This is a genomic window from Corynebacterium sp. HMSC034H07 (assembly GCF_001815175.1).
Taxonomy (GTDB): domain Bacteria; phylum Actinomycetota; class Actinomycetes; order Mycobacteriales; family Mycobacteriaceae; genus Corynebacterium; species Corynebacterium hiratae.
The window spans coordinates 104,178-122,729 of sequence record NZ_KV819523.1 but is presented as its reverse complement, the minus strand read 5'-3'; the positions used below and the strand labels follow the sequence as shown (position 1 = coordinate 122,729).

Here is an 18,552-nt window from a genome sequence, read left to right as displayed (position 1 = left end):
CCAGAATGGAAGCCAGACTGAAAGCCAAGCCCGCGGGAAAACCACGCCACCGGTGTCCCTGTCGAACCCGCACGATGCGCACCTGAAGCCCTCGGCGCTGCCGCCGGCTCTCCAGTGGCTGGCCATCGGCCTGTTCGTCGTGGCGGTTGTGGTGTCGGGTTTCTATGCCGTGTTCGAGCACTGGCGCCGCGCCACGCTGCTGCTGGGCGGGGCGCTGGTGTGGCTCACGGTGGTCCGCTTGACCTGCGACTCCTCGCGGGTCGGCGTGCTCGCGGTGCGCTCCCGGCGCTTCGATGCCTGCTTTACAGGCATCTTGGGCGCGGCGATGGTGTTCATGGCCTTCTCCATCGACGCGCTGGGCTCTTAGATGTAATATTCATCGCCCACGTACGCAGGGCCCACATCGAGGCCATTCGGCGCGGAGAGCAGCAGGAAGTTGCGCAGGATGCGGTTCATCTGCCGGGTCTCCGTCAGGAAGGCGTCGTGGCCCACGGGGGAGACAATCTTGGCCATCGCCAGCAGGTGGTTGACGTTGCGGGAGATGTGCTCCTGCTGGTGATAGGGGTAGAGGATATCCGTGTCCACGCCCACGACCATCGTCGGCACCTGGGATGCCGCCAACGCTTTGATGAGCCCGCCGCGCCCGCGGCCGACGTCATGCCGGTTCAACGCCTCCGTGAGCACCACGTAGGAACCCGCATCGAAGCGCTCGGTGAGTTTCGCCCCCTGGTAATCCAGGTAGGAGTTCACCGCGAAACGCTGATTGAGCTGGCGGTGCGGCCCCAAGGGATTCTCGCCTTGCTGTGCGGTAGCGCCGAAGCGCTCGTCGATCTCCTGCTCGCCGCGATACGTCAAATGCGCGATGCGGCGCGCCGCTGCCAGACCATCCCGCGGAGTCTTGTCCGTGAGGTAGTAATTTCCGCCATGCCAAAACGGGTCGCGCTCGATGGCGGAAATCTGCGCGGATTGGATGCCAATCTGCCAGCCCGAAGCCCGAGCAGACACCGCAATTACGCACACCGCGGACACGCTTTCCGGGTGCAGCAAGCTCCACTCCAGCGTGCGCGCGCCGCCCATCGAGCCGCCGAGTACCGCGTGCACGCGGGAAATACCCAGCTGCGTCAAGCAGTCGTGCTCAGCCTCCACCAAGTCCCGAATCGACAGCGCCGGGAAGCGCCCGCCCCACGGCTTTCCATCCGGGTGCAGCGACTTCGGCCCCGTCGAGCCATTGCAGCCGCCCAGCGCATTGGTCGCGATAACGCACCAGCGCGTGGTGTCCAAAGCCTTGCCAGGCCCCACCAGGTCGGACCACCAGTCCGCCACATTGGAATCCCCGGTCAGCGCGTGCTCAACCACCAAGACATTGTTGACGCCGTCCGGGTCGCCGGCGAAAGCGCCCCAGCGTTGGTAGGCCACGTGGGCGTCGGCAAGCACGGCGCCTGCTTCCGTGGTGAAATCACCGATGGGGACGACGGTGAGCTCGCCTTCGGGCGCGAGTTCCGGGATGGCGCTAACCAATGGCCGCGAACCCACGCTCGAGGTCGGCGATGATGTCGTTGACATCCTCGATGCCCACCGACAGGCGCACCGTGGCCTGCGTAATGCCCGCGGCCTTGAGCGCTGCCTCGTCGGACTGGGAGTGCGTGGTGGTCGCCGGGTGCACCACCAATGAGCGAGTATCGCCGATGTTGGCCAGGTTCGAGTGCAGCTTCAGCGCATCGATAAACGCCCACGCCTCCTCGCGGCCGCCGTCGATGTCGAAGGAGAGCACGGAGCCGGTGTAGGCGTAACCGAGCTTCTCCTTGGTGGCCTTGTACGGCGAGGAGTCCAAGCCGGCGTAATTGACGGTGGTGACCTTGGCGTGGGACTCCAGGTACTCTGCCACGGCCTGGGCGTTGGCATTGTGCTTCTCGACGCGCAACTGCAACGTCTCGATGCCATTCAGCGTCAGCCAGGCGTTGAAGGGGGAGATGGCGGCACCGGTATCGCGCAGCAGGCCCGCACGCGCCTTGATGGCGAAGGCCGGTGCGCCCAGGTCGGCGTACTTGAGGCCATGGTAAGCCTCGTCCGGGGTGACGAAGTAGGGGAAGACGGGCTCGCCGTCACGCTCGATGGTCCAGTCGAAGGAGCCGCCGTCGATGATGGCACCACCGATGGCGGAGCCATTGCCGGTATAGAACTTGGTGGTGGAAACCACGACGATGTCCGCGCCCAGCTCCAGCGGGCGGGCGAGCGCGCCGGTGGCGATGGTGTTATCCACGATGAGCGGGACCTGGTTCTTGTGAGCTACCTCGGCGATGGCAGGGATGTCGAGAACATCGGCGACTGGGTTGCCGAAGGTCTCGCCGTAAAAAGCCTTCGTGTTTGGCTGGACGGCGTCCTGCCAGGAGGCCGGGTCATCCGGGTTCTCGACGAGGGTGACGTCAATGCCGAGGCGCTTCAAGGTCACGGTAAAGAGCGTGGAGGTGCCGCCGTAGAGGCGCGGGGAGGTCACGATATGGTCGCCGGCGGAGGCCAGGTTCAGGATGGCCGCGGTTTCGGCGGCCTGGCCGGAGGCGAAAGCTACGGCGGCGACGCCGCCCTCGAGGGAAGCGAGGCGCTCCTCGAGTGCGTCCTGGGTGGGGTTGGTCAGGCGGGTATAAATCGGGCCGGCATCCGAGAGGTTGAAGCGGTTGGCGGCGTGCTCGGCGTCGTTGAAGACATACGAGGTGGTTTGGTAAATCGGAACGTTGCGTGCGTTGGTGGAGCCGTCCAGGTTCTGTCCGGCGTGGAGGGCGCGGGTCGCGAACGACCACTCGTTGACTTCGGAATTATCGTATTTGGTGCTCATGCCACAAAGGCTAGACCAAGCGGTTCAGTGCCGTTAGTGGCTTTGTGGAAACCGCAGGCAAGACCGAGAATAAAAATAGACCGAGCGGTTGGTTCGGCTTAAACGTCGATGCTTTCACCAACCCGCAGGCGCCGATAGCCGCTCACGCCGGCGCGTTGGAGCATGCCGTCGGTGTTTTGCTTGCCGGCGTCGGAAAGCACGGCGTCATGGATGGGCACCGTCAGCCGCGCGCCGATGCGCATGGCGTAATCCGCGGCGTCCGCCCCGCGCACCCACGGCCCGGCGATGGGGAGTAGGAGGACATTTACCGTGCGTCCCTTCGGGACGCACCATTGGTCCCCGGGGTGCAGCACACCATTAAAGAAATAGCCCAGGTTCTCGGGGCGCGGAATGCTGGGGTGGATTTCCTCGTGAAGCCCGCCCACCGCGTGAATCTCAAGGCCCAGAACCGTGAACGTCTCTCCAGCATGCACGATGGTGCCGGAGCCGAGGGCGTCGATGGCTTCCTGCGTTCCCCACACTGGCAGGCCGCTTGCACGCACGGCATCGACGTCGAGGTGATCGCCGTGCGCGTGCGTGAGCAGCACCGCCTCAGCGCCTTCCAGGCAGCTGAGGTCTGAAAGGGGGCCGGGGTCGATGACGATGCGCCCCTGGGGAGCCTCGACAGCCACGGCGGATTGCCCATGCAGAGAAACCTTCATGATCCCCACGCTAGCCAAAAGTAAAGGAATACAGCGAGAGGCCTTCGCTTACTTCCAGCTCGATTGTTTCGGTGTGATTGTCCGGTTCCCTGACGAGATCCACCGTGCCGTCCTCGGTGATGTCGAAGGTGCGGACCGAACCATTCGCGCGGTGCACGCGAACCGTTCCTTGCCCTGATGCCACGAGCTGTACCCAGGCGGCGCGATAATTCAGTCGCAGCCGCGCGTTAGGTCCGGCGGTGATGGGCTGGTCGGCCAAAGTCCACGTCCCGCCCAGCGAATACTGACCTAACGGCGGCTCGCTCGTGGTGAACTGGTGCGTGCCGTCGTGGTAATCGGGGTTGGTGAAATACTGTGCGCGTGCGGTGCCGAGGTAGGTCTCCGGCGAGCGCGGAGCGCTGTGAGCATCGGCGGCTTCAATGGGCTCAGGCAGTTCTATGCTGGGGTCGCGCTCGAGGAGAAGCTCACGAATGAGGCGCTCGGTCTCGGCGTAGTCGCCCTCGCCGTGGTGGGATTGGCGCAACATGCCGTGCTTGTCGACGAGATAGTGCGCCGGCCAGTACCGATTCCCAAAGTTCTTCCACGTGGCGAAGTCATTATCCTGTGCCACTGGATACTCGATTCCCTGCTCGCGGGCCGCACGGCGCACGTTGTCGGCCTCGTGCTCGAAAGCGTATTCCGGCGCGTGGATTCCGATGATGTCGAAGCCGTAGTCCTTGTAATGCGCATAGAGCTTGGTCAGGTGCGTGTTGTTGCGCTGGCAGTTGATGCAGGCATAGGCCCAAAAATCGATGAGCGTGACCTTGCCGGAGGTCCGCGGATCGACGGGCGCATCCGTGTTGAACCAGCCGGTCAGCCCCGCGAACGCGGGCACGGGGGTTCCTTCGGCTGTGAGGGTGGCCTGTTCAACGGGCGTGGCGTCGGTGTTGATACTGGGGAGCTTCTGCTGCAGCCACGCGGGCGCGCCGAGTGAGATGGCGCCGGCCATGGCGATCACCACAATTCCCGCGGTGACGCGTACCTCGCGTTGGTGGGAGCGGAAAGCATCGACGCGTTTGCCCACCTCGTTGCCGCCTAAGGCGAAAGCCAGCAGCGGGATCGCCACGCCGAGGGCGAAGGAGAGACAGAGGAGGAGGATGTGGGCGTCGACAGTCCCGGTGGCGCCCGCCACGGAGATTGCGGCCAGTGCTGGGCCCGCGCAGGGAACGAAGACAGCCCCCATGGCTAGGCCAACGACGAAGCCGCCCTTGTCGCGGGCTGTGGCTTGCAAGCCGCCAGCTTTCGGGAGCTTCTGGAAAGGCCACTCGAGGGCTTCCTGAACGCGAGGGAACACCATTCCCAGGCCCACGAGAACGAGCAGCGCGATTCCCACTTTCCACAGGACGTCGGCCGGGAGGCCCAAGGCATTGAGCAGCGTTGTGGCAAACAGCGTGACGAGGCTGAAACTTGTGACGAGTCCGCCGACGACCTGCCATGGCCGCCACCGTGAGCCGCCGCTGACTGCGAGGACCAGCGGCAAGACCGGCAAGATGCAGGGCGAGATGCCGGTGATAAGGCCACCGGTAAACCCGATGAATAGCGTAGATAACATCCTGTGCTCCTTCGCTTGTGATGCGGTGTGCGTATGCAACTAGTTCGGAACACGAGTGAAAAGCGGATTGCTTTTAAATCCGTCCAATCCGCATCGCAGGGTGGCTCCGAATGGTCAGATACAGGGTCCGGAAAGGCCGGACCCGAAGACCTGAAGAAGGAGTACCGAAATGAAGAAGCTTGTTACCGCCGCCGCTGCACTTGCCGTAGCCGCCAGTGGGCTGGTTGCCTGCAACGACAAGAAGGAAGAAGTGGACATGAAGCCCAGCTCTGAGATGATGGCCCCGAGCTCGGACGCCATGGAGTCGGATTCCATGATGACAGAGGAAATGAAGAGCGATGAGATGATGGCGCCAAGCGAAGAAATGACCAAGTAAAAGTGCCATGTCCGCCCCGCTGCTGGAGGTAAGCTCTACACCCGTGTCTGCGATGTCACCTGATGAACATGCGCGGCTGAACGACCTGCTCGTTCAGACCGCTGCGGCAGACAAGCATGCCTTCAGCGCGCTATACGACGCCCTCGCGCCCACCGTGTACAGCGTGTGCCTGAGCGTTCTGCGCAATCCCGCCTTAGCCGAAGAGGTTGCCCAAGATGTCTTCGTTGAGGTGTGGACTTCCGCTGCGAAATTTGACCCGCAGCGGGGAAACGCGCGGTCGTGGGTGGGCAGGTTGGCGCATGGGAGGGCCGTCGATAAGCTGCGTAGCCACGTTGCTGCAGTGCAACGCGATAACCGCGACGCGCTGTTGGACCAGGCTACCTACACCGAGCCTCTTGAAGATGAGGCCCTAGGACATGTCGAAGCGCAGCGCCTGCGCCGGGCTATCGACGAGATTGGGGAGCCGCATTCCACCGCGGTAGCCCTCGCATTTTTCAATGGCTTGACGCATGCTGAACTGGCAGAATCAACGGGAGTACCGCTGGGTACGGCGAAGACGCGTGTGCGCGACGGCGTTAAGAAGCTAAAAGCGATTCTCGGAAAGGAGGGAAGATGAGCAATACGCATGAGTTTTCTGATGAGACTTTCGACGACTTCCTCGATTCCCTCCCCGACGTGCATCCGCCAGCGCGAATGAAAGATGCTGTCTTTGCGGAAATTGACGGTGGCGAAGCTGCTGAGGTCATCGAGCTTCCACGCCGCCGCTGGCGGGCCTTCGTAGCGGTGCCGGCTGCCGCCGCAGTGCTCGTCGCAGGCGTGGTAGCCGCGCCGCAGCTCTTGCAGTTGGGTCAGCAAGATGCACCGGATAGCGCGCAAGTAGAGGCTGAATCGCCGGGCGAAAAATCCATGCACGACATCATGGGCGCAGAGGACCTTATGCAGGGCAATGCCGATGCCTCGGGCGCGCAACTGGATATCGTTTCCTCCGCCTCGATGGCGAAATCCGGCGCGATGGTCGATGGTCAGCCGCAGCTCGCCGACGGCATGGGCGCCCAAGTGTGGGCAGTTGGTGCCGATGGTGAGATGGCTTCGGCGGGGGTTATCGGCCAGGACCCACACGATGGGGTGTGGATGCCCTTCGACGGCGCAGCGGTCAAGGTCATGGTTACCGAGGAACCTGCGGGTGGCAGCGAGCAACCCACCGGTCGTACCCTCGCCACCGTTACTTTGGCCAGCGCTAGCTAGCCCGGTATGCGATAGGGCAGCTATGCGCCAGGCCAGCTACGTGTCAGCTAGTTAAGGCCTGCTTGACCAGCTCCAGCGCGGCGGCGAGCTCAACATCGCTCAAATGCCCGAAGCCCAAGACCACGCCTTCCTCGGCGGCCACGCCGCCCCAGTAGTCGCTGAGCGGGGTGAGCGTTAGCCCTAGGGAGGCGGCGCGGTCGACCACGGCGTTATCGCACAGCAACACCGCATGGAGCCCGCCGTGGATGGGCAGAAGGGTAGCGGGGGCGTCTTCCAGCGCGGCTTGGACGAGGTCGCGGCGGCGCTTGTAGGCGCGGCGCATTCGCCCGGTATGCCGCCGCAGCGCACCGCTGGCCAGGTAGTTCGCCAGTGCCGCTTGGGGAATGGCGCCGACAGGCTGGCCGAAGACCTCCCGCACCCGATCCACCGCCGTGCGTAAGCTCGGGGGCAACACCAGGTAGCCGCAGGCAATCGACGGCGAAATCACCGAGGAAAACGTGCCCAGCAAGACAGTGTGCTCGGGAGCGAGCGCGGTCAGAGCGGGCAAAGGCTGGCCGACGTAGCGCAGCTCGGAATCGAAGTCATCCTCGATGATGAGCACATCGTTGCTGCGTGCCCACTCGACGAGTTCCGCGCGCCGGGCCGCCGGCAGCGAACCACCATAAGGGTGCTGGTGGGATGGCGTGACGATGAGAACGTCGAGATCAACGGTGGGGACGGTGACGCCGTGGGTGTCGGTGGGGACGTCGACAAGCGTGTGGCCCAAAGCTTGGGGAACGCGGCGCAGGCTGGGGTAGCCGGGGGACTCCACGCCCACGCGCAAGTGGCCGCCCAGCGCGCGCAGCAGCACCGAGAGGCCGTCGCGGGCGCCGGCGGTGATGACGACGTAGGCCGGGTCGACGGTGAGCCCGCGCATGTGGCGCAGGTGTGCGGCCACCTCGCGGGGAAGATCGCCGGAAGGATTCACCGCGGCCTTGCGCCACGCCGCCCTCCATTCGGGGGTGATGATTCCGGCCGTATCGGGTAAACCGGGGGTCAACTCCACGCGCGGTGGGGCAGAGCTGGGCCGCGGCGCGGGGTGAGGCTGTGGGGTGCGCCCATGGGGCAGGTGCGGGTTGATGACTGTGCCCGAGCCAACCGACGCGGTGAGGTAGCCCTCGGCGGTGAGCTGCTCGTAGGCGGTAACCACGCTGCCTCGGGAAATGCCCAGATCGCGCGCCAGTGAACGCGTCGACGGCACCTGCTCGCCGGGCAGCAAAATGCCCGCCGCGACTTGGGTGCGGAGGGCTTCGGCAATCTGCACCGGCAACGCGCGCCTATCAGATGGATCGAGGCGGAAAGACACGACCCCATCATAAGTGGTCTAATTCAACACTCTAAAAATGGCTCTTGTCTTGGACCAATTTTCTGGGCCACTATGTGAGCCATGACTGAACAGAAGATTGAACAGGGACGCGCCACCACGCGCGTCAAGCGTGGACTGGCTGACATGCTCAAGGGCGGCGTCATCATGGATGTAGTCACCCCGGAGCAGGCCCGAATTGCTGAGGACGCAGGTGCGTCCGCCGTCATGGCGCTCGAGCGCGTGCCGGCCGATATCCGCGCCCAGGGCGGCGTGGCCCGCATGTCTGACCCGGACCTCATTGAGGGCATCGTCAACGCTGTGGACATTCCGGTGATGGCGAAGGCCCGCATCGGCCACTTCGTGGAGGCGCAGATTCTCGGCGAGCTGGGCGTAGATTTCATCGACGAGTCCGAGGTGCTCAGCCCGGCCGACTACGTCAACCACATCAACAAGTGGGACTTCGACGTGCCGTTCGTGTGCGGCGCGACGAACCTGGGCGAGGCCCTGCGTCGCATCACCGAGGGTGCGGCCATGATCCGCTCCAAGGGTGAGGCCGGCACTGGCGACGTCTCCGAGGCCGTCAAGCACCTGCGCACCATCAAGGGTGAAATCGCGCGCCTCCAGAACCTGGATCGCGATGAGCTCTACGTCGCAGCCAAGGAGTTGCAGGCGCCGTATGACCTGGTTGCTGAGGTTGCGGAGACCGGCAAGCTGCCGGTCGTGCTGTTCGTCGCTGGTGGCGTGGCCACGCCTGCCGACGCCGCCCTCGTCCGCCAGATGGGCGCCGAAGGCGTCTTCGTTGGCTCCGGAATCTTCAAGTCCGGCGAGCCTGCGAAGCGCGCGGAGGCCATCGTTAAGGCGGCCACCCTCTACGACCAGCCGGCCGAGCTGGCCAAGATCAGCCGCGGCCTGGGTGAGGCCATGGTGGGCATCAACGTCAACGATATCCCCGCCCCGCACCGCCTGGCTGAGCGCGGTTGGTAAACGCGGTGCGACCACTCGTCGGCGTGCTCGCGCTGCAGGGCGGGGTGGAGGAACACCTCGCCGTGTTGGAGAGCCTCGGCGCTGAAACGCGCCGGGTGCGCCTGCCGCAGGATCTCGACGGGCTGGACGGAATCATTCTGCCCGGCGGAGAGTCGAGCACCATCGATAAGCTGGCGCGCTCCTTCGGCGTTGCGGAGCCGCTGCGCCGCGCCGTCGAGGGAGGGCTGCCGGTCCTGGCCACCTGCGCGGGGCTCATCTACAGCGCTCGCGAGCTGGAGAACCCCGCGCCGGGCCAGCAGACACTGGGGCTTATCGACGTCACCGTGCGCCGCAACGCCTTCGGCAACCAACGCTTCTCCGAGGAGCGCATCGTTCCCGTCGCGCTGCAAGGTCAGCGACCCGATGCAGAGACCTCAGAGGTTGGGGCGCGGCGCCGGGACGCCGAGGCTCATGACGACGCCGAGGCTCATGACACAGGGGCCCGAAGCATCACGCTCGACATTGAGGCGAGCTTCATTCGCGCGCCCATCGTTACCCGCGTGGGCGAAGGTGTCGAGGTCATTGCCACCGTGCCTGCCCCTGCACCCGACAGCGTAGCCAGTGGTGCGGCTGGCGAAGATAGCGCGGCGTGCAAAGATAGCGCCGAATATGACGGGAAGCTAACTCATCCCGCCGCGGGGCACGAAGCAATTGTGGGCGTGCGCCAGGGCCGGGTCACAGCGCTGAGCTTCCATCCGGAAGAAAACGGTGACTCGCGCCTCCACGCCGCGTGGCTCGCTTCTTTTGCTAAATAACTATCGCCCGATAGTGCTCTGGGATACATTGAGATGTGCTAGCTGAACACATCACTCCCAGAAAGGCTCCTCGCCGTGAGCACACCTGCCCCAGAACAAGTCCGCGAAGACATCCGTTTCCTCGGCCGGGTGCTCGGCCGGGTCATCGCGCAGCAGGAAGGCGAGGACGTTTTTGAGCTCGTCGAATCCACCCGCCGCATGGCCTTCGACATCGCCCACGGCGATGCCAAGCCGGAAGACCTCGTCGCTATCTTCCGCGACCTCGACATCACCAAAGTCAACCTCGTGGCGCGAGCGTTCAGCTATTTCGCGCTCATCGCGAATCTAGCGGAGGACTTGGATGACGAGTCCGTCGAGGCGCCGGTTTCCCTGCGCAAGACATTCGCCAAGCTCAAAGAAGAAGGCGTCGCGCCCGCCGACGCCGCCTCCGTCATCCGAGGCGCTCACGTCGCCCCCGTTCTCACCGCGCACCCCACCGAAACCCGCCGCCGTACCGTCTTCGACACCCAGACCCGCATCAAGACTCTCCTCAAGGAAGCTCACCGCGGCGGCGACATGGCGGCGATCGAGAAGGAAATGTACCTGCGCATGACTCTGTTGTGGCAGACCGCGCTGATTCGTATCGCCCGCCCCACCCTCGAAGACGAGATTGACGTCGGCCTGCGCTACTACAAGCTTTCGCTGCTCGACCAGGTTCCCGCCCTCAACCGCGCCATTCGCCACGCCATGCGTGAGACCTTTGGCCAGCAGCTTCCCGATTCCCCCGTCGTCCGCCCCGGCTCCTGGATTGGCGGCGACCATGACGGCAACCCCTTTGTTAACGAGCACACCCTGACCTACGCCACCCGCAAGGCCGCAGCGACGGTGCTGCAGTACTACGCCGACGAGCTCGGCGAGTTGGAGCGCGAGCTCTCCCTGTCGGATCGATATTCCTCCAGTTCCAAGGAACTGGGCGCGCTTGCCGACGCCGCCCACAACGACGAAAAATCCCGCGTCGACGAGCCCTACCGCCGGGCCATCTTCGGCATCCGGAAGAAGGTGCTGGCGAGGTTGGAGGGGGAGGCGTCGCCAAGCGCGTATGCGTCTCCGGAGGAACTCAAGCGGGACCTGGACGTGATCGACCGTTCGCTGCGCCAGTTCAACGATGACATCATCGCCGATGACCGCCTTGCCCGATTGCGCTCGGCGGTGACGACGTTCGGGTTCCACCTTTCGACGCTGGATATGCGCCAGAACTCCGAGTCCTTTGAGAACGTTCTCACCGAGATTTTCGCCGCGGCCACCATCACCCCGGACTACAGCGCGCTGGGGGAGGAGGAGAAGGTCACCCTGCTCGTGCGCGAGCTGCAGACCAACCGTCCGCTGCTCTTCCCCGGCTCCGAGCGGGAGTTCAGCGAGGATACCTCGAAGGAGCTGGGGATTTTCCGTGCGGCGGCGCGCGCCGTGCAGGACTTTGGGCCGAAGTCGGTGTCGCACTGCATTATCTCCATGACCGGCACCGTCTCCGATATCTTGGAGCCGATGGTGCTGCTCAAGGAGGTGGGACTGAGCGAGGTCGATGTGGTGCCGCTGTTTGAGACCATCGAGGACTTGAAGGCCGGCGCCGGCATTCTGGAGAAGCTGTGGCAGGTGCCCGTGTACCGTGAGCATCTGCGCTCGCGCGGGGATATCCAAGAAGTCATGTTGGGGTACTCGGATTCCAACAAGGATGGCGGCTACCTGCAGGCAAACTGGGCGCTGTACGACGCCGAACTGGCCCTGGTTGAGTTGTGTTCGCGTCATGGCGTAGAGCTGCGCTTGGCACATGGCCGCGGTGGCGCGGTGGGCCGCGGCGGTGGTCCGACCTATGACGCGATTTTGGCGCAGCCGAAGGGTGCGGTGTCGGGTTCGGTGCGCATTACCGAGCAGGGTGAGGTGATTTCTGCGAAGTATGGAGCTCCGGAGACCGCGCGCCGCCACTTGGAGGCGTTTGTTTCCGGAGCGCTGGAGGCATCGTTGTTGGATACCGAGCCCATTACGGATCCGGAGCGCGCCTACGAGATCATGCGCGAGCTGGCGGCGTTGAGTGGCGTGGCCTACCGCCAGCTTGTCGACGACCCCGGGTTCATCACCTACTTCACCCAGTCCACCCCGCTGCACGAGATTGGTGATCTCAACCTGGGTTCGCGCCCGACCTCGCGTAAGCAGACCACCGCGATTACGGATTTGCGAGCGATTCCCTGGGTGCTGTCGTGGTCGCAGTCCCGCACCAACATCCCGGGCTGGTTCGGCGTGGGCAGTGCGGTGACGGCGTGGGTGAAGCAAGCCTCCGGAGGATCGACAGCTGTCAACGGCGCAGTAAACACCGACGGAATAAACACTGCCCCAGCAGACGAAGAGAAGCGCTGGGAAGAGCTGCGCGAGCTGTACCGCACGTGGCCCTTCTTCCGTTCTGTGTTCGCGAACATGGCGCAGGTCATGGCTAAGGCGGAGATGCAGCTGGCGCGCCTGTATGCCAACTTGGTCGACGACAAAGAAATCGCGGACCGTATCTTCGGCCTGATTTCCGAGGAGTTTGAGCGCACCCGCGAGGTCTACCTTAAGGTCACCGGCAACGCGGAGTTGGTTAGTGAGAACCAACGCCAGGCGCGGTCGCTCAAGCGTCGCTACCCGTACCTGCTTCCGCTTAACGCCATCCAGTTAGAGTTGCTGCGTCGCTACCGTAAGGGCGACGACCAATTCCTGGTGTCCAAGACCATCCAGGTCACGATGAACGGGTTAGCCACCGCGCTGCGCAACGCCGGCTAATCCGCCCGCCCGTCAACCCCCACGTCCGTTCAACCCGCACGGCCCACATTCCTGCGGGACAGGCTTGAGCGCATGACCAGTTCCGTGAGTTAAGCCGGCACGCCGAATGCCCCGCGAGGAAGTGATTTCCTGCGGGGTACGACCAAACAGTGCTGGAAGAGTGCCCTGGCGGAGCGGGGCACACTGGTGCGCAAGATGACCTTGAGGTTTGTTGAAGCGTTAGTTGAAGGCGCTGGTGAAGACCGGCGCGGCGTCGTATGGCGGGATCCATGCCACCCGCCCGCCGATGCGATCCATGTGGCCGCGTGAGGGCGGGGCATCGGGGTCATCGTCGTTGACGCCATTATGGTAGGGGCACAGTGGCACCAGGTTGAGGATGTTGGTGGGCCCGCCGCGGGCCCAGGCCTTGATGTGGTGGATCTGGCACTTCTCAAAGGGAACCTTGCAGCCTTCCCAGGCGCAGCAAGGATTCTCTGCTGCCAAGGCGAGGCGCTGCTTGGCGGTGGCGAAGCGCTGGAAGCGGAACACATCGAGCGGGCCATGCTCGCGGCTGACCGCCACGATGACTCCCTTGTCTAGCAAAGCGCGCTCCACCAGCTGCGAGCCGGTCATGGTCGCGCCACTGGTGGTGCGGACGATGAACTCTTCGCCGTCCTTGTCGGTATTGCCCTTGAGCAGCTCGGCGTAGTCATCAAGCTGCAGGACCGCCATGGTGGCAACCTCAGTCTTGACACCGCCACCGTCTAGATTCTCCAGGAAGCTTTCACCGGGGCGTTCCTGGTCGATACCCTCAAATACGCCCGTCAGCTGGAGCGAGTCCGCCGTCACGGTGAGCGTGGCAAGGCCGTTGCCATGCTGGGTGAGCTTGGCGCGCTCGGCATACGTGCGGGGTTTGCGCATTTGACGCAGGCGCTTGCGCGCTACCTTTTCCACCAGCTCCGCGCTGGTCTGGCACAGCTCCACGCGCAAATCCCAGGCCTTGTTATGGTCCCGGACTTTGGCCACGAAGTGCTCGATGAGCTGCAAGGTCACCAGCCCGTGCCCGCGCTGGCGCGCGGCTGCAACCGCCGTGCGCTGTTTCTTCGAAGAAGAGGTGTGCCCGAAGTAGGTGTGGTGGAGGGAGAGGAACACGGTGGCGTCGGCAGGCGTGGCGCCGAGGGCCACCAAATCAGATTCAGACAGGCCCGCGCACTCGGCCACCAGGTCAATGGCGCGGCCGAGGGCGGCGAAGAACGTCTGTAATCTCATACCCCGCAGCCTAAAAGCACTCCCCCCCACCTCCAAGCCCCGAACTAGCCATCCGATGAAATCTGTGGATAACTAGTCGGCACTAGGCGCCGGCGAGGCCGCGGCGCTTAAGCAGCGGCGCGACGTCCTTGTCGCGGCCGCGGAACTCGCGGTAGGCCTCCGTGAAGTCGCGAGACGCGCCCTTGGACAGGATGACATCGCGGAACTTCTGACCGGCCTCGCGCAGGTCGGTTTGCTCTTTGAACCACTCGAAACCATCGGCGTCGAGCGCTTCGGCCCACAGGTAGGAGTAGTAGCCCGCCGAGTAGCCGCCGGCGAAGATGTGGTTGAAGTAGGTCGAGCGGTAGCGAGGCGCGATGAGCTCGTTATCCAGCCCGGCCGCGCGCAGGGCTTCGGCCTCAAATTCGGCGACGGCCTCCGGGGTAGCCTCCAACTTGGCGGCCTCGGCAGCACTTAGGGAATGCCACGCGAGGTCGATGATCGACGCTCCCAGATACTCCGAGGTAGCGAAACCCTGGCCGAACTCGGAGGCGGCGGAGATAGCGTCGAGAAGCTCGTCCGGAATAGGTTCGCCCGTCTCGACGTGGCGGGCGTACTCCTTGACCAAGTTCTTATCGAGCGCCCAGTTCTCGTTGATCTGCGAGGGGAACTCCACCCAGTCGCGCGGGACGTTGGTGCCGGCGAAGGTGGGGTAGCGGACGTCGGAAAGCAGGCCGTGCAGGGCGTGGCCGAATTCGTGGAAGACGGTGCGGACCTCGTCCATGCTCAGCAGCGGCTGGGAGCCGTCGGCGGGCTTGGTGATGCCCATAACGTTGACGATGACCGGCTTCCGCTCCAGCAGCCTAGACTGCCCCACGAACTCGCTCATCCATGCGCCGCCGCGCTTGGTGGGGCGCCCGAAGTAGTCGGTGAGCAGAAGGCCGATTCCTTTATCCTCGTGCGAGTCGATATCTACGTGCGGGTCCTTATTCACGTGATTGACGTCTCCGTCAATCCCCTCCCACACGCGAACCCCCTCCGCGTAGCCCTCGAGGTCATCGCGGGGGATAACGGTGATGCCGTAGAGGCGCTCGGCGGCGGCGAAGACGCCCTTCTCCAGGACCTGGTCCAGCGGGAAGTACTTGCGCAGCTCCTCCTCATCGAGAGAGAAGTCGCGGGCGCGGACCTTGGATTCCCAATAAGGCCAGTCCGCGGCGCTGAAACCCTGGCCGTTGAGCGTTGCTTCCTCCGTGAGGAGCTTCTGCTCGCCTTCGGCGTTGGCCGCGGCGGCGGGGGCGAGGTCGAAGAGCATGGTGCGGGCGGCGTCGGCAGTCGCGGCGGTTTCTTCGGCGATGACGTAGTCGGCATGCGTGGCAAAGCCCAGCAGCTCGGCTCGCTCGGCGCGCAGCTGCACGGCCTCGATGAGCCCCGGGATGTTGTTCTCGGAGCCCCTGCTTGTCGACGCCCCATACAGCCTCCCCCTCGCATCCTCCCGCGCCAGACGGCTCAGCTCGGACTGCACGGTCGGCAACTCCAGCGGGATGACGAAGCCCTCGCGGCCTAGTGCTTCGGCATCGGCCTTGGCGGAGGCGATGCGTTCGGCGGGCAGGCCCTCGAGTTCTTCCTCGGTGAAGGAGACCGCGCGCTCGCGGGTAGACGCCATGAGGTTGCGGCCAAATTCTTCAGAGAGCGCGGAGAGGCGCTGGTTGATCTCGGACAGGCGGGCCTTGCCGGCCGCGTCGAGGTCGGCACCCTTGCGGGCAAAGGTGCGCAGGAGGTGGTCGTGGAGGCGCTGGCCTTCTGCGTCATCGGCAGGCGGCGTGGCTTCCTTGATGCGCGCGTAGAGCACCTCGTTCTGATACATCGCGTCATAGTGCGCGGACAAGCGCGGGTAGATGTCGGCGGCGATCTCCTCCATCTCCTCGGTGACGTCGGTGCCGGAGAGGTTGCCAAAGACCGCCATGACGCGGTCGAGGTCCTGCCCGGAGCGCTCGAGCGCCTCCACGGTGTTTTCCCACGTGGGCGCGGCGGGGGTGTCGGTGATGGAGGCGATCTCGGCGTCGTGAAGCGAGAGTGCCTCGTCGAAGGCGGGGCGGTAGTGCTCGACCTTGATCTCCGCAAACGGTGGGAGCTGGTAGGGCAGCGTGGAAGGTGTCAGTAGTGGGTTAGTCATAAGAAACTACCGTACCTAATAAGCTCCGCCCTATGTGATGGCTTTCACTAAATTATCCGACCGGGATTGGCGTGCGTTCCCTGCGCGGGGCGGTGGCACGGTTCACAAGGATGACATCGAGAACCAAGAACGCCGCCAAGGTGATTCCTAAGAGCGGCAGGAAGACGCCGACGGTGGCCGCGAAAAGCGCGCCCAGTCCTGTGGTGGCCCAAGAGAAATGAGTGGTGGGGAGGAAGCGAGGGCGGCGTTTCCACCACATGTAGTAGCCCAGCACCACCAGCGCGGCGGTGGCGAGGCCCAGTGCGAGCAGCGCAATCTGCAGTGGAAGGCCGAACATGATGCCCATGTGCAGGTAGATGCCCCAACTGCTGAGCTTGCTAAACAGCGGCAGGCTGGAGAAAGGCTGGCGGTCGATGACCTCTCCGGTAGCGCCGTCGACGGAGACCGCGTCGGAGGTGGTGCGCCATTCCACCCACCGTTCGCTGACCTGCCAGGCGGAGTGGGCGTCCTCCGGCGGGTAGAGGCGCAGCGGTCCGGTCAGACCCTCGGCGCGGCCGGTGGCGAGGACGCGCTCGGCGTCGGCAGCCACGCTCGCGCTTGACGACGCCCCTCCAACCCCATGACCTTCATGTCCTTCATGGCCAGTGTGCTCATGTGTTTCGGCGGTGGTACCGGGGAGGGCAGTCTCGATCGGGGTGGCCTTCCAGTCCATGCGCTCGACGAGGGAATCGACGTTGTCGCCGGCCAGTCCCGACCACGTGATACCGGTGGCAGAGAGGCCAAGCAGGCCGATGAAGATCCAGGCGCCAACAGTGGAATGCAGGCGGGTGGCCTTCCAGCGGGCAGAGCGCTTGGGCTGCTGCTGCGCTGCGTTCGCGGTTGCCTTGTTCTTCGGGCGGCGGCGAATCCACCACATATAAAGACCGCCGCAGGCCATGACCCACAGCCAGGAGGCGGCTAGCTCCGAGTAGAGTTCGCCGACCTTGCCCAGGTGGAAGCTTTCGTGCAGGGAGGAAATCCAGCGGCGCAGCGGCATCTCACCTAGGCCGGAGTAGGTGGGGTAGTCCCCGATGACCTCGGCGTTGGCGGGGTCGATGAAGACGGTGCGCTGCAGGCTTTCGTCGATGCTGTCATCGGAGACCAGCACGCGCGTCGAATCCGTGGGGCTGGTTGCCGGCCAGACTTGGGACACGGGCATGTCGGGGTGCCCCTGCTGTGCGGCCTGGATTTGTTCTTCCAAGCTTACGGGGTGCTCGACCGCCGGAACGGTCATGACGTCGCGGTACACCACCTTCTCCAGGGTGGGCGCCATGGCATAGAGACAGCCAGTCAATGCCGCAACGAGGATGAAGGGGCCGACGAACATGCCGCCATAAAAGTGGATGCGTTGAATGAAGGATCGCAGAGCCGTCCGACTCATATGTAGTGCTCTTTTCAGTGTGTACAGGTAGGGCCCGTAGTGGGTGCCTGAGGGTGAATGCTTTCGGGCACTCAAGACGGGCGATGGACAGGCGCTGATATCAACTGCACTACTAGTCGGAGGCGGTGGTTGCTTGGTTCCCGTGGATTGAAAAACTCTCTCTTTTGCTGTGCGGTGTAGCTTTTACAACCTTTGATGAGGTTAGGGGTTTGCATAAGCCGTTGTCGGACTTCAATTGATGGTCGGCTACAGAGATCTGCCAATAGGGATAGCGAGGCTAATCTCATATTGATAGCCTGAGCACATGAGCATTATGAAGATCTGCCCCCCCCTGCACGACAACATAAGACTACCGCGGTAGTCATTGCTGGCGTAATGCTGGCAGGCTTTGTGAAGATTCCAACTGCGCATGCGCAAAACTACAACAATCCGTTTCCCACTGAACCCTCCGACTCTTACATCCAAGACTGTGCGAACAATCCGGCTACGTGCAAATTGCCAGAAGGAGTGGCAACTGGTGCATCTCCCGAGAAGCAGGAGGCATGGAACAGATGCTTAGTGGCGATGACCGTTGCTGGTGTTCCTGCGGGCCGGGCGGTGCAAGGAATGCTTAAGGCAATTGCGACCGGAGTTGTAGCGGGTGGCCTAAACGGTTACGCCAGTTGCGACTGGGATGCAATTCTCGCTAAGTAGAGGTGTTGAGAGCATGAAATCATTTTTGGCTGGTTGGATTTTGTCGATAGGCGCGGTACTTATGGTGGGGTATTCCTCTGCTGACTTGATGTGGGTAGTCCGGACGGCCCTACTTACGACGATTCTCTGGGTATCAGCCTATTTCATTTCTAAGAAGCGCCAGATTCAAAAAGTGGATGGCATCGACCGTAGCTGATGCTCCCATGGTTGTACGGGACGCTAGTCACCTGATTTTAGGCAGCGGAGAAATTGCCCAATGGCATCGGAGGAGGAGGGGGTGTTACACCGCCGGTAGAGCGTGAGGTGGGACCATGTCTCGCGTCACGCAGCGGCATCGAAGGTGACCTCATGGTTGAGTACATCCTCGTAGGAAAACGACGGCGCCG

The 18,552-nt window shown here is 63.7% G+C and carries 16 protein-coding genes; 8 read left to right on the top strand and 8 right to left on the bottom strand.

The window, feature by feature from the left end:
- The first annotated feature begins 52 nt into the window (after nt 1-52).
- Nucleotides 53-367, top strand: coding sequence for a DUF3017 domain-containing protein (locus HMPREF3009_RS05165; protein WP_049157087.1), 315 nt, complete (start codon nt 53-55; stop codon nt 365-367).
- Here the strand turns inward: HMPREF3009_RS05165 and HMPREF3009_RS05160 are convergent.
- The 4 genes from HMPREF3009_RS05160 to HMPREF3009_RS05145 form a co-directional block, all read right to left on the bottom strand.
- Complete coding sequence (locus HMPREF3009_RS05160; RefSeq protein WP_232760942.1) at nt 364-1,563, bottom strand: homoserine O-acetyltransferase MetX; 1,200 nt, start codon at nt 1,561-1,563, stop codon at nt 364-366. The two genes, HMPREF3009_RS05165 and HMPREF3009_RS05160, sit on opposite strands and share 4 nt — an antisense overlap.
- A complete protein-coding gene (locus tag HMPREF3009_RS05155; protein WP_046648383.1) occupies nt 1,511-2,830 on the bottom strand; it encodes an O-acetylhomoserine/O-acetylserine sulfhydrylase in 1,320 nt (439 codons plus the stop codon). Before HMPREF3009_RS05155 ends, HMPREF3009_RS05160 begins: the two co-directional genes overlap by 53 nt.
- Nucleotides 2,831-2,928: 98 nt before the next feature.
- Nucleotides 2,929-3,531: an MBL fold metallo-hydrolase gene (locus tag HMPREF3009_RS05150; protein WP_046648498.1), complete on the bottom strand. Its 603-nt coding sequence runs from the start codon at nt 3,529-3,531 to the stop codon at nt 2,929-2,931.
- Between the two features lie 10 nt (nt 3,532-3,541).
- Nucleotides 3,542-5,122, bottom strand: a complete 1,581-nt coding sequence (locus HMPREF3009_RS05145; protein WP_070680489.1) for a redoxin domain-containing protein — start codon at nt 5,120-5,122, stop codon at nt 3,542-3,544.
- A gap of 169 nt (nt 5,123-5,291) precedes the next feature.
- On the opposite strand from HMPREF3009_RS05145, the gene HMPREF3009_RS05140 reads away from it, so the two are divergent.
- The 3 genes from HMPREF3009_RS05140 to HMPREF3009_RS05130 are packed head-to-tail and all read left to right on the top strand — an operon-like array spanning nt 5,292 to nt 6,743.
- Nucleotides 5,292-5,498 (top strand): hypothetical protein, encoded by a 207-nt coding sequence (locus HMPREF3009_RS05140; protein ID WP_049157090.1) that lies wholly within the window; start codon nt 5,292-5,294, stop codon nt 5,496-5,498.
- A 7-nt stretch (nt 5,499-5,505) separates the two neighbouring features.
- Nucleotides 5,506-6,114 carry a sigma-70 family RNA polymerase sigma factor gene (locus HMPREF3009_RS05135; RefSeq protein ID WP_070680486.1) on the top strand — a complete coding sequence of 203 codons (609 nt, stop codon included), beginning with the start codon at nt 5,506-5,508 and terminating at the stop codon, nt 6,112-6,114.
- A complete protein-coding gene (locus HMPREF3009_RS05130) occupies nt 6,111-6,743 on the top strand; it encodes an anti-sigma factor (RefSeq protein ID WP_070680483.1) in 633 nt (210 codons plus the stop codon). The genes HMPREF3009_RS05135 and HMPREF3009_RS05130 overlap by 4 nt, the downstream gene beginning before the upstream one ends.
- Before the next feature lie 43 nt (nt 6,744-6,786).
- Here HMPREF3009_RS05130 and HMPREF3009_RS05125 read toward each other — a convergent pair whose 3' ends face one another.
- A complete protein-coding gene (locus HMPREF3009_RS05125; protein ID WP_070680480.1) occupies nt 6,787-8,088 on the bottom strand; it encodes a MocR-like pyridoxine biosynthesis transcription factor PdxR in 1,302 nt (433 codons plus the stop codon).
- A gap of 81 nt (nt 8,089-8,169) precedes the next feature.
- On the opposite strand from HMPREF3009_RS05125, the gene pdxS reads away from it, so the two are divergent.
- The 3 genes from pdxS (at nt 8,170) to ppc (ending at nt 12,653) form a co-directional block, all read left to right on the top strand.
- Nucleotides 8,170-9,072: a pyridoxal 5'-phosphate synthase lyase subunit PdxS gene (gene pdxS, locus HMPREF3009_RS05120; RefSeq protein ID WP_049157099.1), complete on the top strand. Its 903-nt coding sequence runs from the start codon at nt 8,170-8,172 to the stop codon at nt 9,070-9,072.
- Between the two features lie 5 nt (nt 9,073-9,077).
- Nucleotides 9,078-9,866: a pyridoxal 5'-phosphate synthase glutaminase subunit PdxT gene (gene pdxT / locus HMPREF3009_RS05115; RefSeq protein ID WP_070680478.1), complete on the top strand. Its 789-nt coding sequence runs from the start codon at nt 9,078-9,080 to the stop codon at nt 9,864-9,866.
- Between the two features lie 75 nt (nt 9,867-9,941).
- The gene (gene ppc, locus HMPREF3009_RS05110; protein WP_070680475.1) at nt 9,942-12,653 is read left to right on the top strand and encodes a phosphoenolpyruvate carboxylase; all 2,712 of its coding nucleotides are present in this window, start codon (nt 9,942-9,944) and stop codon (nt 12,651-12,653) included.
- Between the two features lie 219 nt (nt 12,654-12,872).
- Here ppc and HMPREF3009_RS05105 read toward each other — a convergent pair whose 3' ends face one another.
- From HMPREF3009_RS05105 to HMPREF3009_RS05095, 3 genes are all read right to left on the bottom strand, one after another.
- The gene (locus HMPREF3009_RS05105) at nt 12,873-13,901 is read right to left on the bottom strand and encodes an HNH endonuclease signature motif containing protein (protein WP_070680469.1); all 1,029 of its coding nucleotides are present in this window, start codon (nt 13,899-13,901) and stop codon (nt 12,873-12,875) included.
- An 82-nt stretch (nt 13,902-13,983) separates the two neighbouring features.
- Complete coding sequence (locus HMPREF3009_RS05100) at nt 13,984-16,053, bottom strand: M3 family metallopeptidase (RefSeq protein WP_070680466.1); 2,070 nt, start codon at nt 16,051-16,053, stop codon at nt 13,984-13,986.
- 52 nt (nt 16,054-16,105) lie between these two features.
- Nucleotides 16,106-17,473, bottom strand: a complete 1,368-nt coding sequence (locus HMPREF3009_RS05095) for a PepSY-associated TM helix domain-containing protein (RefSeq protein WP_070680464.1) — start codon at nt 17,471-17,473, stop codon at nt 16,106-16,108.
- Between the two features lie 706 nt (nt 17,474-18,179).
- Between HMPREF3009_RS05095 and HMPREF3009_RS05090 the strand changes: the two genes are divergently transcribed.
- A complete protein-coding gene (locus HMPREF3009_RS05090; protein ID WP_046648373.1) occupies nt 18,180-18,362 on the top strand; it encodes a hypothetical protein in 183 nt (60 codons plus the stop codon).
- Nucleotides 18,363-18,552: the final 190 nt, after the last annotated feature.

Coding starts and splice junctions, on each gene's coding strand:
- HMPREF3009_RS05160 (WP_232760942.1), bottom strand. CDS start 1,563: ATGTCAACGACATCATCGCCGACCTCGAGCGTGGGTTCGCGGCCATTG.
- HMPREF3009_RS05155 (WP_046648383.1), bottom strand. CDS start 2,830: ATGAGCACCAAATACGATAATTCCGAAGTCAACGAGTGGTCGTTCGCG.
- HMPREF3009_RS05150 (WP_046648498.1), bottom strand. CDS start 3,531: ATGAAGGTTTCTCTGCATGGGCAATCCGCCGTGGCTGTCGAGGCTCCC.
- HMPREF3009_RS05145 (WP_070680489.1), bottom strand. CDS start 5,122: ATGTTATCTACGCTATTCATCGGGTTTACCGGTGGCCTTATCACCGGC.
- HMPREF3009_RS05140 (WP_049157090.1), top strand. CDS start 5,292: ATGAAGAAGCTTGTTACCGCCGCCGCTGCACTTGCCGTAGCCGCCAGT.
- HMPREF3009_RS05135 (WP_070680486.1), top strand. CDS start 5,506: ATGTCCGCCCCGCTGCTGGAGGTAAGCTCTACACCCGTGTCTGCGATG.
- HMPREF3009_RS05130 (WP_070680483.1), top strand. CDS start 6,111: ATGAGCAATACGCATGAGTTTTCTGATGAGACTTTCGACGACTTCCTC.
- pdxS (WP_049157099.1), top strand. CDS start 8,170: ATGACTGAACAGAAGATTGAACAGGGACGCGCCACCACGCGCGTCAAG.
- HMPREF3009_RS05105 (WP_070680469.1), bottom strand. CDS start 13,901: ATGAGATTACAGACGTTCTTCGCCGCCCTCGGCCGCGCCATTGACCTG.
- HMPREF3009_RS05100 (WP_070680466.1), bottom strand. CDS start 16,053: ATGACTAACCCACTACTGACACCTTCCACGCTGCCCTACCAGCTCCCA.
- HMPREF3009_RS05095 (WP_070680464.1), bottom strand. CDS start 17,473: ATGAGTCGGACGGCTCTGCGATCCTTCATTCAACGCATCCACTTTTAT.
- HMPREF3009_RS05090 (WP_046648373.1), top strand. CDS start 18,180: ATGAAATCATTTTTGGCTGGTTGGATTTTGTCGATAGGCGCGGTACTT.